This is a genomic window from Thermophagus sp. OGC60D27, from assembly GCF_052400625.1.
Taxonomy (GTDB): Bacteria; Bacteroidota; Bacteroidia; order Bacteroidales; family Marinilabiliaceae; genus Thermophagus.
Window position 1 is genome coordinate 222,837 of the sequence record NZ_JBQTGH010000002.1, and the last position, 16,566, is coordinate 239,402.

General features: G+C 44.1%; 12 protein-coding genes. 4 read left to right on the forward strand and 8 right to left on the reverse strand.

Features of this window, described 5'->3' with window-relative positions; all coding sequences use genetic code 11:
• On the forward strand, window positions 1–989 hold a 989-nt coding region (locus ACT29H_RS03105; protein WP_444820132.1), incomplete at its 5' end, for a TolC family protein.
• A gap of 279 nt (window positions 990–1,268) precedes the next feature.
• Here the strand turns inward: ACT29H_RS03105 and ACT29H_RS03110 are convergent.
• The 7 genes from ACT29H_RS03110 to ACT29H_RS03140 all read right to left on the reverse strand — a co-directional run bounded on the left by ACT29H_RS03110 (window position 1,269) and on the right by ACT29H_RS03140 (window position 9,401).
• Complete coding sequence (locus ACT29H_RS03110; protein WP_444820133.1) at window positions 1,269–1,841, reverse strand: YceI family protein; 573 nt, start codon at window positions 1,839–1,841, stop codon at window positions 1,269–1,271.
• A 100-nt stretch (window positions 1,842–1,941) separates the two neighbouring features.
• Complete coding sequence (kbl, locus tag ACT29H_RS03115; protein WP_444820134.1) at window positions 1,942–3,129, reverse strand: glycine C-acetyltransferase; 1,188 nt, start codon at window positions 3,127–3,129, stop codon at window positions 1,942–1,944.
• A gap of 117 nt (window positions 3,130–3,246) precedes the next feature.
• Window positions 3,247–4,227, reverse strand: coding sequence for an adenosine kinase (locus tag ACT29H_RS03120; RefSeq protein ID WP_444820135.1), 981 nt, complete (start codon window positions 4,225–4,227; stop codon window positions 3,247–3,249).
• Between the two features lie 363 nt (window positions 4,228–4,590).
• Entirely contained in the window at window positions 4,591–4,959 is a 369-nt protein-coding gene (locus ACT29H_RS03125) for a YccF domain-containing protein (RefSeq protein ID WP_444820136.1), read from the reverse strand.
• Between the two features lie 224 nt (window positions 4,960–5,183).
• On the reverse strand, window positions 5,184–6,716 hold the full coding sequence (locus ACT29H_RS03130; protein WP_444820137.1) for a WG repeat-containing protein: 1,533 nt from the start codon (window positions 6,714–6,716) through the stop codon (window positions 5,184–5,186).
• Between the two features lie 193 nt (window positions 6,717–6,909).
• A complete protein-coding gene (locus ACT29H_RS03135) occupies window positions 6,910–7,842 on the reverse strand; it encodes a PorT family protein (protein ID WP_444820138.1) in 933 nt (310 codons plus the stop codon).
• A 95-nt stretch (window positions 7,843–7,937) separates the two neighbouring features.
• The gene (locus ACT29H_RS03140; protein WP_444820139.1) at window positions 7,938–9,401 is read right to left on the reverse strand and encodes a lipopolysaccharide biosynthesis protein; all 1,464 of its coding nucleotides are present in this window, start codon (window positions 9,399–9,401) and stop codon (window positions 7,938–7,940) included.
• 726 nt (window positions 9,402–10,127) lie between these two features.
• Here ACT29H_RS03140 and ACT29H_RS03145 point away from each other — a divergent pair.
• Together ACT29H_RS03145 and nadB are read left to right on the forward strand one after the other, a co-directional pair.
• Window positions 10,128–11,360 carry a glycosyltransferase family protein gene (locus ACT29H_RS03145; protein ID WP_444820140.1) on the forward strand — a complete coding sequence of 411 codons (1,233 nt, stop codon included), beginning with the start codon at window positions 10,128–10,130 and terminating at the stop codon, window positions 11,358–11,360.
• Window positions 11,361–11,474: 114 nt separating this feature from the next.
• Entirely contained in the window at window positions 11,475–13,085 is a 1,611-nt protein-coding gene (nadB, locus tag ACT29H_RS03150) for an L-aspartate oxidase (RefSeq protein WP_444820141.1), read from the forward strand.
• Between the two features lie 195 nt (window positions 13,086–13,280).
• Here nadB and ACT29H_RS03155 read toward each other — a convergent pair whose 3' ends face one another.
• A complete protein-coding gene (locus ACT29H_RS03155; protein WP_444820142.1) occupies window positions 13,281–14,300 on the reverse strand; it encodes an OmpA family protein in 1,020 nt (339 codons plus the stop codon).
• A 355-nt stretch (window positions 14,301–14,655) separates the two neighbouring features.
• Between ACT29H_RS03155 and dxs the strand changes: the two genes are divergently transcribed.
• The gene (gene dxs / locus ACT29H_RS03160) at window positions 14,656–16,563 is read left to right on the forward strand and encodes a 1-deoxy-D-xylulose-5-phosphate synthase (protein WP_444820143.1); all 1,908 of its coding nucleotides are present in this window, start codon (window positions 14,656–14,658) and stop codon (window positions 16,561–16,563) included.
• Window positions 16,564–16,566: the final 3 nt, after the last annotated feature.

Below are 16,566 nucleotides of genomic sequence, written 5' to 3' on the forward strand. Positions count from 1 at the left end.
AAGTCAAACAGAGTGAGGCCAACTGGAAAATGTCACAAAGTGAACTGGAAGCCGCCCAAAATGATTTAGCGCTTAACATCACCGCTTATTATTTACAGGTGCTCTTCGACCGGGAATTGCTTGAAGTAGCAACGCAACAATATAAGGTTGCCCAAGAACAGGTGGATAATACCCAAAAACTAGTAGATGCGGGAAGGGTCTCCGAAAGCAATTTGTTGGAAATTAAGTCCCAGGCCGCACGCGAAGCCCTGAATGTCACTCAGATGGAAAACAACCTAAATCTTTCGCTCCTCAATCTGGCTCAAGCCCTCGATCTCGAAAATCCGGATGATTTTGATATTGCCATCCCCGTAATACCAGAGTTACAAAAACAGCAACTGACGCCTCCTCCCGAGCTTTTTAATACGGCAGTAGATATTATGCCTCGTATTCAGGCCTATCGGTATAATCTGGAAAGTAATTCTTATGCTTTAAAAACCGCCAAAGGGGCTCTTTATCCCTCTCTAACGCTGGATGCCGGTTGGAGCACCAATATTGCCAAAGCCAAAAGCACCCAGAACTTCGACTTTGGTCAAAGTTTCCGGGATAATGCCACGCAATACATCGGCTTAACACTTAGAATACCTGTTTTCAATCACCTGTCGGCCCGTTACAATGTCAAAAACGCAAAATTAGGCATTCAAAGCGCCGATCTGGACCTATTGCAGGAAAAACAAAATCTCAGGAAGGAAATCCAGCAGGCTTATGCCGATGCTGAGGCCGCTTTTCAAAAGTTTTTATCGGCCAAAACAGCCGTTCAGGCTTTTGAAGAATCCCTTAGATATTCCGAAAAAAAATATGCATTGGGACTTGTAAGCCCGGTCGACTATAGCGTTGCACGTGCCGACTATCTTAAAGCCCAATCGGATTTTTTACAAGCCAAATATGAATATGTGCTTCGTACAAAAATCCTGGATTTCTATCAAGGTGAAGAGTTGGCATTAGACTAGTTAAATACCCTCTTGTTTATTTCAATTTAGCCGAAAGGGGATGTCCTTAAAGAAAAAGGACATCCCCTTTTTTGAGCGATTACATTTCACATCCCGGATTGGCGGATTTTGGCATCCTAGTCTTTTTTAATTGATTGCGTATAGGCCAAAATCCCATACTCAAATCGTGTCGTTAAGTCATTTTTCAAATGGCAACAAAAAAGAGACTGCCTTTTTGGACAGTCCCTTTTTCATTCCTAACAAAAGAGAAAAAATATGCTTCTGACGTTTTTATTACGATTATTCAAATATTACTTCAAACTCAAGATCAAAATCATCATAAATTAGATTATCTCCCAAATTATCAAAAAATGATCCGGAGCCATAGCGAACATCGTATTTTGAACGATCAACCGTCAGCTTACCTTTAAAGACCTTGCCATCGGCCTTGGCTTCAAAACTCACAGGATTGGTATGACCTTTAATTGTCATCTTTCCGGCAAATTGATAGGTGCCATCCGATACCATTTCACCACTCTCAATAACAAGGGTGGCGGTGGGATATTTATCCACACTAAAAAAATCATCCGATTTTAGATGACCAATGAGTTTGGCACGCATCTCTTCATCTTCCAGGTCAGTGTCGCTCAAACTGGTCATATCGGCAACAATCTTACCCGCCACAAACCGATCGCCCGATTTGGTAAGATAGCCTGATAATATCTGGATATGACCGGTATGCGAACCGCCTACTTTTTTCCCGGTCCAAACAATTTTGCTTTTGGCAACATTCAATTTCATCTTTTGACCAAAAGCTGAAGGCGCTGTAAAAAACAGCATGACCGAAAGCATTGAAATCACAATTTTTTTCATGATTGTCTCTTATTTAAATTGGTTTCAAACAAGAAACAAACCTCCATTAAAATTGTTCGCCTAATAGCCTCATCTCGGCCCCATTTAACGCCGTCCTATGTCAAATCACCTTCAACTCTTTACCAATCTTAACAAACGCTTCGATGGCTTTATCCAGGTGTGCTTTCTCATGGGCAGCAGAAAGCTGAATACGAATTCGGGCTTGACCTTTTGGTACTACGGGGTAATAAAATCCTGTAACATAGATCCCTTCGTGAAGCAATTTGGCCGCAAATTCCTGCGATAATCGGGCATCATAGAGCATCAATGCCACAATGGCCGAATTGGTAGGTTTAATGTCGAACCCTGCCGCCTGAATTTTATGCTTAAAATAGTCCGCATTGTCCATAAGCTTATCGCGAAGACCTGTAGATTCACTCAACATATCAAACACTTCGGAGGCAGCACCTACAATGACGGGAGCCAGGGAATTACTAAATAGATATGGACGGGAACGCTGCCGAAGCATATCAATAATTTCCTTTTTTCCGGTGGTGAAACCACCCATCGCACCGCCTAAAGCTTTTCCCAGAGTCCCTGTAATAATGTCCACCCGATCCATCACATTGTGGTATTCAGGTGTACCTCTCCCTGTTTTTCCGATGAATCCGGAGGCATGACTGTCATCGACCATCACCAGCGCATCATAACGTTCGGCCAGATCACAAATCTTATCCAGAGGTGCAATGTCTCCATCCATGGAGAAGACACCATCAGTAACGATGATCCTAAAGCGCTGAGCCTGCGAATCTTTTAGCTTTGCCTCCAGGTCACCCATATTCGCATGCTTATATCTATACCTTGCTGCCTTACAAAGCCTTACCCCATCAATAATGCTGGCATGGTTCAATTCGTCGGAAATGATTGCATCCTCATCGGTAAATAAGGGCTCAAAAACACCTCCGTTGGCATCAAAACAAGCGGCATACAAAATAGTATCCTCCATGCCAAAAAAACGGGCAATTTTTTCTTCCAGGGCCCGGTGAATGTCTTGTGTCCCACAAATAAAACGAACCGAAGACATGCCGTATCCATGGGTTTCAAGGGCTTTTCGTGCACCTTCAATCACTCGGGGATGAGAAGAAAGCCCCAAATAATTATTGGCGCAAAAATTCAGAACCGTTTCGCCGGTGGCCACTTTAATTTCTGCACCCTGAGGAGTGGTAATCAGCCGTTCCTCTTTATAAAGACCGGATGCTTTAATACCATCCAGTTCCTTCTGCAGGTGTTCTTTATATCTTCCGTACATATCAAATATTTTATTGGTGGTTAACAAAGTTAAAAGAGAGAGATTGCAAAAAAAATGACAAAAGATGCCATCAGTTATAAAAGCCTAAGATCTTCAACTTTTCACTCCATCAACCTTTTAGTTGACATATCTCATTACCTGGCGGTTTATTTCTTCCCAAACCTGATCGTCGATTTTGGGACCAATTACTTCAATCACTTTTCCGGCCAGCAGCGAACCAATTTCGCCACACTTATCCATGGGCAGGCCATGGATAAGTCCAAAGAGAAAACCGGATGCATACAAATCACCGGCCCCGGTAGTGTCCCTGCTCACCGACTTGGTAGCAGCTACTTTCACCACACGATCATGGTGCTTAATGACCGATCCCCTGCTCCCCAGCTTCAGAACGGCCAGGTCACAGAACTCGGACAATCGATCTAAGGCGGCATCCTCTTTCAGTCCCGTAAAAGCCTTGGCTTCTTCTTCATTGGCAAAGAGGATGTCCACATAATTTTGTGCCATTTCATGAAGAAAGTCCAAATTTTCTTCCACAACATTAAAGCTGGCCAGATCAAGGGATACCTTCAAGCCTTTCTGTTTAGCTAATTGAAGTGCATGGCGAATCAAAGGTCTGTTCTGAACCAGATAACCTTCTATATGAAGGATATGGTACTCTTCAAATAAATGCTCTGCAACATCTTGCGGTTCCAGTTCGATGGCTGCTCCCAAATAGGTGGCAAAGGTCCGCTCAGCATCGGGGCTGATCAAAGCAAAGGCTCGTCCCGACTCTTGCGTTCCTTCCCGCAACAAGGGCTTGATATTTCTTTTTTCCAGATCGGCACGGAAAAAACCGCCCCATTCATCTTTCCCCACTTTCCCGATAAAGGCAGTATCAATTCCCAGACCGGCCAATCCGTGAATGGTATTGGCTGCCGAACCTCCCGAAGCCTGACGTCGAGGAAACGTAGCAGTAGCATTTAATACCCGCTGTATTTCTTCGCGTTCCACCAATTGCATCGATCCTTTTGGCAATGCCAGGTCCGACAAAACATTATCGTCCTCAAGCTGCGTTAAAATATCGACCAGGGCATTGCCCATCCCTATTACTTTATTCATCCGTATAAAATTAGGTTAAATCATTGGTCGGATAGAACTCGCATGACTATTTGTTAATACATGTTCTTGTTGTGAAAATCTCACATTGCCATGTTCGTTACATCCGTATAAATTATCTTTAAGTTATTGATTATGCTGAATTCGCATGGCTCACCATTTGGGATCAACATTGCCATGCTCATTTCATTTCCACTAGTTTTGTTTCATTCTTTAACCCACCAAGAACCCCGAAATGTTGGGGCAAACAAGAAGATTCCCCCAACAGGGTTTATACCCCATCGTATACGGGAACCCAACCTATCAAGGTTAAGATCGATCCATCCTGCAGTCCTTCTATTAATTAAAACGCAAAGATGATCAATTTTACCGAATCTCGTAACCAAAAGGGGTTAATGCCAGACGAGCCAGCTTAAAATGTTGGCGTCCAAACGGAATCCCAATAATGGTAATAAACAACACAACGCCAAAGATCAGATGGGAAAAGCAAATCAACAATCCCCCGGTAAGGATCCATATCACATTCATTATTGTATAAATGCAACCACTGCCACCCCGTATCGGCTCCACTCTTTTTCCAAAAGGCCAGAGCGCCAGAATTCCCAACTTCATGGTCTGAAGCCCGAAAGGAATACCGATGATGGTAATAAACATCACAAAGCTAGATATAAAGTATTCAATGGCGATGAAAAGGCCTCCAAAAATCAACCAAATAATGTTTCCTAGTAGTGACATAAGTGTTTTGTTTAAATGAATAAATCAGTTATTAAAACGGGGTTTTGTGATCGATTCGTTTAAATCACATTCATGGGAGGAAGAAAGGTTATTGTTTTTGCCGTTAAAGTACAAAATAGTTGACAAACCTACGAAAAAACAGAAAAAGACCTTTGGAAGATTCCTCCCCAAAGGCCTTTAAATTATTTCAGTCAGATCGTTCTACTAAAGCATCCATTTATCGCCTAATCCAGATTCAACATTACGCCGATGGAATAAGGATACAACTCAGGGCCCTCGCCATCCTTGAACATAGGCTTAGGGTAATAGGTTCCATAAATCGAGAAACTACCGAAACCGGCTTTGGCCATAAATCCATACCGAAACAGAGGAAGCCCCAAATCATCCCTTTTTTTCTTTTTCTCACTGTGATTGTTTTTTCTATAAACCAGCTTGGTATGTGTTTGAAGACGGACGCCACCAACGACTCCTCCCGAGATATAAAGATTATTGCTATTTTCTCCGTTACGCATTTGAATTTCTACCATTACCGGCACATTCAGATGCATCATCATTAGCTTGCTTTTGGATATAGGAGTCTCTTCCGGATCCAAAACAGGGAACCATTCTCTGCCATTCTCGGGAATATCAGAATAGGACTCCAACTTAAAACGATAATTATTGTATTGCACGCCCAGGCCGGTGGTGAGACCGAACCAATCTCCTAACAAACGAACATTTTCTTCCCAGGGATAAAAGACCACCTCCAGCGACTTTCTCTGATCCAGCTCCATAAATTCATATCCTGCAGGAAGTTCCTCATGTCCTTCGTTATCAAGATATCCATTCAATGCCAACCCGATGCCTGCCAAATGTCCACGAAAATGCTTCGACTTCTTCTTAATCTTTTTATTTTCAATCTGAATACCTTCTCCATCGTGGAAGATTTCCACCTTGTTATCCCCCAAATAAATGAAGGGATGATTTGATCTTATGACCGTTCTTTCATCGGACTCCTCATCTTCCGTTCCGTGCACGGGAAAATTCTTAGCGGATTGTGGATCCAAGGTCTCTATGATGTTACCGTTCTTGTCTATTTTGAAATAGTCGCCGTCAATCACCGCCATTGCTTCACCCTCTTCAAAAGGCCACACCTGATCATAAATGGCGGGAACGACTTCATTTCCCTGATCGTTGACATATCCCATCTTGCCGTCGCGAACCACACGGGCCATTCCCTCCTCAAAATCCCAGATGTGCTGATAAACCACCGGAATCACCATTTCACCTGTTTTCTTAATATATCCGGTCAATCCATCCTTCATCACCTTTATTAAACCGTTGCGGGGCGACCAAACATGCTGGTACTCGCAAGGCACCACAATGCGACCATCCATGTCGGCAAACCCAAACTTGCGATTTTTCATCACCTTGGCCAGGCCATTATCATATTCCCATATCTGATCATACTCAGCGGGAAGAATAATCCCTTTCTTCAAATGGTACAAGCCCGTTTTCATGTTGAGTAAAACCCGAATATATTGATCTTTGGTGGGGGTCCAAACCTGATCGAAACGGCACGGGACAATTTCCCTTCCCCGGCTATCAACCACCCCGATGTGATGATTCTTCATGACACGATAAAGGCCCGGCGTCATTTCCCAGAAATGGTCATATTTCTGCAGGACCGAATCCAGCGACCCCTCTTGAGCTACAGCAAGCCCCTCCACTGCCATAAACAAAATAATCAGACCTGTTTTAAAAGCTTGTTTTAACATTTTATATCCGCATAAAATTAAAATCCAATAAAATAAAAACACTCATGCCATACATCTGCAGTCTGACACTCAAAGACCGGTCACCTCATCACTTTTCAGATTCCACATTGTCTTTCCCGTCTCCCTTTTCCTTCGTTCTTCCTTCTATTCATCAACATCACCCCACGCCCTGTGTCCCACGCTTCAAATCCACTTAAAATTGCAATAGCGTCAGCCCCACGGTCCAGGGATAAACTTCCGGTCCACGATCCTTTTCAAACAAGGGGGTAAAATCCCATTTGGCATATAGCTTAATCCATTTATAGCCGGCCCGCACCATGGCGCCATATTTAAATGCATTAAGGTTCAAATCTTCCCGACTTTTTTCCTTATCACGCCCCCCGCCTTCGTTGTACACCACCTTCAGGTGTGATCCCAATCTGAAGCTACCGTAAAGCCCCGCTGAAATAAAGATGCCCGACTCCCTGTCATGGCTTGGAAACTGATATTCGAAAAGTAAAGGCACGGTGGCAAAACTGGTCACTAGCTTACTCTTTTCGATGGAACGAGTGGATTCGAAGTAAGACGTCATTCCTGCTTCATCTCTATAAGGCACAAATTGAGAATCGAACCGATAGTTATTAATAATCCATCCCAGTCCGGTAACCAGTCCCATATTATTTCTGTTTTTCTGAAGACCTATGTTATACTGAAAGATATTCATTCCAACGGCCACCGATTTTCCTGAGTTCAGGTCGAGCCACGATGCCCCTTGAGGCAACTCACCACTAAAGGGTGCGTCCGAGATATTGGTCAATCCAATATCAAATCCGGCCCAATGCCCTTTGAAGTTCTTTCTTGCTGTTTTAACGACCTGAACGCTGGTATGCTGTCCGGGTCTATCAATTATCAGGTATTGCCGTCGTCCCACGGTAATTCTGGTAATGGTATCGCTTCTTTCGTCCACCACCACCTTTCCGCCGGGGAAAGTGACCCTGGTCCCGTCAACATCTTCCTCAACCGTAACAATATTTCTGATCCGCTCAGATGATTTAGCTTGGATGGTGTCATTCTGAGAATAAACTTCAATGGGAAGAATCAGAATGATGCCCAGCATAACTGTTCCTAATAGGATTCTCTTTCTCATCACAAATAAATTAGATTAAACTACTTTTTTATCAACAATTGTGATGGTGTGACGATTCAATTGGAAAGTTTGTTACAAGACAAAAACTAACAATTTTATCTTCCTTTTATTTTATGATATATATTTTTCACCTCTCCTATCTCTTCTTTTCGAATATGCCCCGTCAGGAACAACGAAAGAATAAAAAGCAGCAATAATAATACTTTGATGGCCCATGCTAGGGGCAAATAATAATCGAAAAATGGCATGCCGCCAAAGGCCAGTGCACCCCAGATAACCAACAAAAGGAAATTCCGCCCCAGTGAGAAGCGAACCGGTTCGGTTTTTCTCACTTCCACATAAAACCAAACCACGGCAAAAAGCTGAGCCGCCACGGTGGATACCGAGGCGCCCATTTTCCCCAGCACCGGCACCAACAAAAAGTTACCACCAATATTGATCACTGCACTTAACACCAATATCAAAGATATCCGCCGCGTCCGTTTATGTTTGTTCAATGGCAACATAAACATCTGCCGTAATCCCGAAAAAAGCATTCCAATCATCAATACCGGCACAATAACCACCGACGACTGGAAAAACTCCCGACCCATGGATACCACATATATTATCTCCGGTGAAAAAAGGACAACGCCCAGTCCGCCAAAAGATATAAAGACCACGAAATAACGAAGGATCTTCTCATAAAACGAGAGGCTCCCCTTTTCATGCAGGGTCTTGAAGTAATAGTTGGAATAGCCCGTAATGAACGAAGAAACTATTACCATTTGTAGAAGGTTAGAAACCTTAAAACCCATACTATAACCGGCCACTTCGCTCAAATTCTGATATTGGTTGATGATATGACGGTCGCTGAGTGTCAGTACCGTTGTCAGAATATTGCTTACAGCCAACGGAAAACCATAATGAAGCATCTCTTTCAGCACCCCCACATTAAACTTCGGAACTGAATGCTTGACCATCATGGGCAAAAGGGCCAAAAAGGTTAAGGAATGAGCAACCATCTGTCCCAGATAGATACCTCTTAACCCCATTCTTTTGACTTCCATAAAATAGAACGTGGTGCCTATCAGCAATACCATATTTAAGAACACCCACCATGTTTGAGCAACAGCTTTCTGTTCTATCTTTAACAAATAATAAGGCATCTCCATCATCAACCGGAAAAAAGTCCCCGCAAGAAAAAAAAACAGAATCGATGAAGAAATGTGATATTGGAATATCTCCTGTGAGTACATAAAGACAACCGCTCCCACGGCACCAACGGTGAGCGTAGTGGTCATGAGATTAAACATGACGGTGGTATAAAACAGTTGCTTCTTGTCACGCCGGCTCTTCATTTCATGATACCAGCGCATAAAGCCGCCCCGGGCACCAAATCCCGATAAGATCAGGCTAAACTGAAAAATGGTTTCGAACAAAGCCACGATGCCGAACTCCTCCTCATTGATATAACGCAGATATAATGGAATGAGGATGACACCGCTAAGCTTGACCAACACATTTCCGATACCGTAAATAACTCCCTGACGGAATATAAACCGTGTCTGGTTCTGCATGTTCTGAATAGTTTGCAACAAAAATAACAGGAATGAAGAGATAAAACAGGAAAGCCATCAAAATTTTAGCCTTTCCCTTCCGATCTCTGTTTTCGAACAATTATTGAAAGCATTTAAAATTTCCCGGTTACTCATGTTTGTCCTTAGCTGATAAAGGAGGGTAAAAAAACCACTCAAAAGCTTCCGAAAGCCCCAGCAGGGCGTTAGAATTTAAGCAGGGAGGGTAAAATTTAAGCAGGACAACGTCAACTTAAGCAGGGCCATAAGAATTTAACCAGGAACGCTTCCAACTCAAGCAGGACCATGTCATTTTAAGCAGGACCATGAAAATTTAAGCAGGACGGGGAGAATTTAAGCAGGGAAGCCAATTTTCAACCTGGGAAGGCTCTTCTTTGATTGGATGAAACCAGCATGGCATTGAAGGTTGGTCATAAAAGAGGATGTATCAACCATTCGTCATTCAAGTTCCATCAGGCCAATGGCTTAACCCAATTTCATACAGGTGAAAAAAATGGTATGCCGGGGAGGGAAAAACCAATTTTCCGCGATGCCCCTCTCCATTCTTTAACCATTAAATCAGGCCATCATTCTGCAATATCCAAAAAAACTTATAAGTTTGCCTTCTACGACCCGGCCGGGGCACTACCAAGCTGCAATGTCCCCATTGGCGGATCCCTCGGGAGGTTTCCTCTCTAATCAGACAGTTTGTTATACATCCTCATATCTATGGCGTTGAGATTTCTTAAAATATCCAGCTATTACAGGGATTTCCTGAATCATTACTACCGGCAAAATCCCCTAATCGTTTCGGCCGGCTACGATGAACAATACCGCCACCTAATGGATCAATATTTTGCGTGGTCGGACAATTACGGTCGTATCCTTGCTGAAAAAGGAATGGAAACCATGGAAATTGTGGCCAATGCGTCTCCTCTGCAAAAGGCGTGGGCCAAAGAAAACGAAGTATCTCCCGATTTACCTGCCGATTCCATTCTGATGCAACAAATTCGGCAATTCCGGCCCAATGTCATTTATTTTCAGGACTCGGTAACCTACAACGGCAGTTTCATAAAAAAACTAAAGGCCGAGCACCCTCAATTGAAACTTTGCATCGGCAATGTTTGTGCTCCCTTTTCGTCGGCGCAGACAGAAGCATTTCGTGCTTTCGACTACTTCACGGTTTGTTCGCCTTTTTTTCAGACATTGTTAAAAAAATATGGTATTCCTTCGGTCAACATACCGCATGCCTTCGACCCACGCATTTTAAATAAAATCCACTCGGACAACCCCTACCCCCAGACCTCCTTGGCCTTCATGGGCTCTATCTTTGCCGGGGAGGGGATGCACAGCACCCGTCGGCAAATTCTTGAACAACTGGTGAATGAGGGGATCTCCTTCACTTTCTATGGCAATTTGCCCGACCGCAGTCTCATTGGATTACTAAAAAAACAAGCCTCCTATCTGGCGGCCCACACACTGGATGGTCTGGGAATGAAAGGGCTCACCGATGCCATCGCCCCCATCCGTAAAGGGCGCGCCCACGACCGGATGCCACAAAGATTATCCCTTTCCAAAAAACTTTACAAGATGGCTCTTCCTCCCGTTTTCGGACTCGAAATGTTTAAAGCCTTATCAAAAGCGGCCATTGGCTTTAACAACCATGGCGACTGTGTGGGTGATTATGCGGCCAACATGCGCCTCTTTGAAACCACCGGCGTCGGAACCTGCCTGATTACAGATTACAAAAGCAATATTTCCGACTTTTTCAAAGTGGACGATGAGATTGTCACCTACCGTTCGGCCGACGAGTGCGTCGAAAAAATCAGATGGTTGATTCATCATCCGGAAGAGTGCCGACAAATGGCTTTAAGGGGGCAACAAAGAACATTAAAAGACCATAACATAGCATCGCGTGTTGAGTTGTTTTACCTTTATTTAATGGAATATCTTAAAAAATAGCGTATCCGAAAAAAAAGAACCCTTTACGGTAAGATAGTTCCCAATGTTTTGGATATTGCACAACACATCAATGCCTAAAATTGTAACTTTGAAAGTTTCAAAATCATATTTTTCATGAGAAAGACAGATACTTCACGTCGTAAAAAAGTTGATTTTCTGGTTATAGGTTCCGGAATTGCAGGACTCAGTTTTGCATTAAAAGTAGCAGACAAAGGTAAGGTTTGCATCATCAGCAAAACCCGAATCGATGAAACCAATACTTCGTACGCGCAGGGAGGTATCTCGTCGGTAACCTATGCGCCCGATAACTTTGAAAAACATATTGAAGATACGCTCACGGCCGGCGCAGGCATTTGCGACAAGACAGTGGTTCGGAAAGTGGTGGAAGAAGCGCCCAAACAAATTAAAGAACTCCTCAAATGGGGCGTACAGTTTGACAAAGATGAATCGGGAAAATTTGACCTGCACCGCGAAGGAGGACATTCCGAAAAAAGAATTCTGCACCACAAAGATCAAACGGGATATGAAATTCAAAGGGGACTGGTGGAATCTGCCAAAAAACATCCCAATATCGAGATTCTGGAAAACCATTTTGCGGTGGAAATCATCACCCAGCACCATTTGGGAGAGTTGGTGCATCGATGGAGACGCGATATTGAGTGTTACGGCGCCTATGTTCTCAACCGCAGAACCAACAGTGTGGAAACCATTCTATCCAAGGTAACCATGATTGCCACCGGCGGCGTGGGTAGCGTTTATCAAACGACCACCAACCCGGTGATTGCCACAGGTGACGGCATTGCCATGGTTTACCGCGCAAAAGGCATCGTTGAAAACATGGAATTTATTCAGTTTCACCCCACTTCACTCTATAATCCGAAGGAGCGGCCTTCTTTTCTGATCACGGAAGCCATGCGTGGCTTTGGAGGGATTCTTCGACGACGAGATGGCAAGAAATTCATGCATAAATATGATGAACGGGAATGTCTGGCGCCACGAGATATTGTGGCGCGGGCCATCGATCATGAATTAAAAACCACTGGCGATGATTACGTATATCTGGATGTGACCCACAAGCCGGCCGAGGAAATAAAGAAACATTTTCCCGGCATATATGACAAATGTTTATCGTTGGGTATCGACATCACCAAAGACTACATACCGGTGGTTCCGGCTGCCCATTTTTCTTGTGGGGGTATAAAAGTGGATCTTCAATCCCGCACCAGCATAGCGCGCTTATATGCTGCGGGAGAATGTAGCTGCACGGGCCTTCATGGCGCTAACCGACTGGCGTCCAACTCACTGCTCGAAGCCACTGTATTTGCCAATGCTGCCGCTAAGGATGCCTCAAAAAATTTTCAACATTATACCTTTTGCAATGAGGTTCCCGAATGGAATGATGAGGGAACATCCCATCCCGAAGAGATGGTCTTGATTACGCAAAGCCAGAAGGAGTTAGAACAGATCATGAGTTACTATGTGGGAATAGTTCGTTCCAATTTGCGATTGAAACGGGCCCTGGACCGACTGGAAATACTTTACCACGAAACGGAAGATCTTTATCAGCGATCTACCGTCTCACAACAACTTTGTGAACTGCGAAATACCATTCAGGTGGGCTATCTGATCATTAAGATGGCACGTCAGAGGAAGGAGAGCAGAGGCTTGCATTACAACAGCGATTATCCTGAGACCATTGACCTCAAACACCATGAGCATCATTGAGTTTTAATTGCCACAAACAATTGGAGACTCTTCAACCGCAAGATTTTTTCGGTCGAAACAAAATTTTTTCGTTAACTCGAAAGTCTGAGGAACACTTCCTCTTGTGAGCCCAATCAGGAAACGGGTGTCTGAAAACTCTGTGAAACAAATAATCATTCAGCGTTTCACAAAGTTTTTAAACACCCATTTTATTTATTAGTTGCTTTCCAGAATGTTCAAGATTTGATCGAGCCGGGGCGTAAGAATGATTTCTGTTCTTCTGTTTTTTCTCTTTCCTTCCGGCGTATCATTGGCGACCAACGGAACGTAGGGGCCTCTTCCGGCAGCGATCACTCTCGAAGGATCGATGCCTGAATTTTCAAGCAGGAGGCGGGTGACGGAGGTGGCCCGTTTTACACTCAAGTCCCAGTTGTCCAGCAATACGCCACTACGATAGGGCACGGGATCGGTATGCCCTTCTACCATGATATTTATATCCTTATTTTCAGCCAAAACCCTTGCTACTTGACGCACGGCCGAAGCCCCTTCGGCACTTACCTGATAACTTCCCGATCCGAAGAGCAACTTCTCTTCCATGGAGACATAAACCTTTCCGTTCTTCATGTGAACGTTGAGCTGGCTTTGGTCAAATCCGGTGAGGGCATCGGCAATGGCTTTTCGCAAAGCATGACTGGCACTGTCTTTTTTGGCAAGCGCCTGTTCCAACTCAAAGAGTCTTTGATTCTTAGCTTCCAGATCGTTCTGGGCAGCTTTTAAACGGGCCATGGCATCATTGAGTTCCTCTTTTCTTAATTTAAGATCCCGTTCGGCCTCAATAAGTGCATCTTCTCGGTTTTGAAGCTCTTCCTGCAATTTTTGCAGATAGGCCAGTAATTCTTCGGTGTCTCCTGCCCCTGTTTGGTTACGCAACTGTGCCAACAAATCATCATACTCTTTTCTCAGCTTATTGAGGTCGTTTCTGCAAATTCTGGCATCCCGCCCCTTTCGGAGGGTGTCGGCAGCCAATTCGGCAACTTGTTTTTTCAGGCGATCGGCAAGCTCTTTCAATTCATTGGTGCGCCCCACTAAAATTTCGTTTTCACTACTCAAACTCTCCACCTTATCGTTCAACTGACGATTGGATTCTTCCAGCTCACGAAACTGATTTAAGGGGACACAGGCGGCAAAAAATAGACTTAGGCCAACGCCGGCAAAATAATATCGGGTTACTCTCATTATTGATAAGTTTTCCTGGTTATTCTTGATGAATTATAAAAGAATCTCTTCTCTCTACTTCCTTGAAAGTAACGAAGGTTCATTCAGATTATTTTACAAATATAAAAAGCAGCGTGCATCTATCATAGTCAAAATATTAACAAACTTCTATCTTTGCAGAAATAAAATGCAAAAGAAGTGCGTTAGATCGTTATATTTCCCCGACAATTCAGACTAAGAGATCTGTTTGATTTCTTAACCTTTGAAAACAATTAGAATCGTTGGGCCTGAATATGTAAGTATTGTCAATCAATTGTCCCGGTAGGTTACCCGACAATTTAAAGAATCATTCAACCAAAAATTAAGGAACACTGGAATGGGAGTTGAAGCAACCCAACTATTAAAAACCATAAACAATCCGGAAGATCTCCGGAAGCTGCCCCCCAAAGACCTGATAAAGGTGTGCAATGAACTGCGGAACTTCATTATTTCCTCTGTGTCGTGCAACCCGGGTCATTTTGGTGCCAGTCTGGGAGTAGTGGAGTTGACGGTAGCACTCCATTATGTTTTTAATACTCCCTATGATAAGATAATATGGGACGTAGGTCACCAGGCCTATGGTCACAAAATTCTGACGGGCCGACGCGACCGTTTCCATACCAATCGGAAATACAAAGGATTAAGTGGTTTTCCCAATATTTTTGAAAGCGAATACGATGCTTTTGGGGTAGGCCACTCCTCCACATCTATTTCTGCAGCCCTTGGTATGGCCATTGCGGCCAGCCGAAAAGGTGAAGATCGCCAAACAGTAGCGGTCATCGGTGACGGAGCCATGACGGCCGGATTGGCTTTCGAAGGCTTAAACAATCTGGCAGCCAGCAAAGCTAATGTTTTGGTGGTCTTAAACGACAACAACATGGCCATCGACCCCAACGTGGGAGGTTTTAGCGAATATCTGGTCGACATCGCCACCAGCCGCACATACAACAAGCTGAGAAAAGAGGTTTTCAAAGCATTGAAAAAATTTAACATTGGCGGTTCCCGATCTCGCGATATGATCATAAAAATCAACAACAGCATCAAAACTTTACTGACGCGACAAACCAACATTTTTGAAGGCTTTAACATACGTTACTTTGGACCGGTTGATGGACACGACGTGGAACGCCTGACCAATGTTCTTAAAGATTTAAAAGAGATTAAAGGCCCTAAAGTACTGCATATCATCACAAAGAAAGGAAAGGGTTTTAAGTTTGCAGAAGAGAACCAGACGGCCTGGCATGCCACCGGCGGAAAATTCGATCCGGCCACCGGACGCCTTCTGGATCCGCCTTCCAACCAACCCCGTCCACCTAAATTCCAGGAAGTATTTGGTCATACCATTATCGAACTGGCTCGTCAAAATGAGAAAATTGTGGGGGTCACCCCTGCCATGCCTACCGGCTGCAGCCTGAATCTCATGATGGAACAGATGCCAGACCGAGCCTTTGATGTGGGCATCGCCGAACAACATGCCGTTACTTTTTCGGCGGGCATGGCCATTTCGGGGCTAGTACCCTTTTGCAACATCTATTCCACCTTTATGCAAAGGGCCTATGATCAGGTGATTCATGATGTTGCACTCCAAAAACTCAATGTGGTTTTTTGCCTTGACAGAGGAGGTCTGGTGGGGTCGGATGGTCCGACTCACCACGGAGCTTATGATCTTGCCTATTTTCGGTGTATTCCCAATATGATCGTCTCCTCACCCATGGATGAATCGGAATTACGAAATCTAATGTATACGGCACAACTTCCTGACATGGGCCCCTTCTCCATACGTTATCCCCGAGGTAGAGGAAGCCTCATCGACTGGCAAACTCCTTTTGAAAAAATTGAACCCGGCACAGGTCGAAAACTTTCGGAAGGCAATGACCTGGTTTTTCTTACCATCGGACCGGTGGGGACGAAAGTGGCCCGTATTGTTGACGAATTGAAACAAGAAGGAATCTCAGCGGGACACTATGACATGCGTTTTATCAAACCACTGGACGAAGTATTACTTCATGAAACATTTACTAAATATCAAAAAATAATAACCATAGAGGACGGTGCCATCATCGGTGGTCTGGGCTCTGCCGTATTGGAATTTATGGCTGAGAACAACTATCGGGCCACCGTAACACGTTTGGGCATTCCCGACCGTTTTATCGATCAGGGCACCCAACCCGAATTGGCCCGCGATTGCGGATTCGACATGGACAATATCCGAAACACGGCGAGAAAAATGGTATCGGGGCAATAAATC

Excerpts from the sequence above, each read along its gene's own strand:
- ACT29H_RS03145 (WP_444820140.1), top strand. The coding sequence starts at position 10,128 with ATGGCGTTGAGATTTCTTAAAATATCCAGCTATTACAGGGATTTCCTG.
- ACT29H_RS03155 (WP_444820142.1), bottom strand. The coding sequence starts at position 14,300 with ATGAGAGTAACCCGATATTATTTTGCCGGCGTTGGCCTAAGTCTATTT.
- ACT29H_RS03110 (WP_444820133.1), bottom strand. The coding sequence starts at position 1,841 with ATGAAAAAAATTGTGATTTCAATGCTTTCGGTCATGCTGTTTTTTACA.
- ACT29H_RS03130 (WP_444820137.1), bottom strand. The coding sequence starts at position 6,716 with ATGTTAAAACAAGCTTTTAAAACAGGTCTGATTATTTTGTTTATGGCA.
- ACT29H_RS03125 (WP_444820136.1), bottom strand. The coding sequence starts at position 4,959 with ATGTCACTACTAGGAAACATTATTTGGTTGATTTTTGGAGGCCTTTTC.
- ACT29H_RS03140 (WP_444820139.1), bottom strand. The coding sequence starts at position 9,401 with ATGCAGAACCAGACACGGTTTATATTCCGTCAGGGAGTTATTTACGGT.
- ACT29H_RS03135 (WP_444820138.1), bottom strand. The coding sequence starts at position 7,842 with ATGAGAAAGAGAATCCTATTAGGAACAGTTATGCTGGGCATCATTCTG.
- nadB (WP_444820141.1), top strand. The coding sequence starts at position 11,475 with ATGAGAAAGACAGATACTTCACGTCGTAAAAAAGTTGATTTTCTGGTT.
- dxs (WP_444820143.1), top strand. The coding sequence starts at position 14,656 with ATGGGAGTTGAAGCAACCCAACTATTAAAAACCATAAACAATCCGGAA.
- ACT29H_RS03120 (WP_444820135.1), bottom strand. The coding sequence starts at position 4,227 with ATGAATAAAGTAATAGGGATGGGCAATGCCCTGGTCGATATTTTAACG.
- kbl (WP_444820134.1), bottom strand. The coding sequence starts at position 3,129 with ATGTACGGAAGATATAAAGAACACCTGCAGAAGGAACTGGATGGTATT.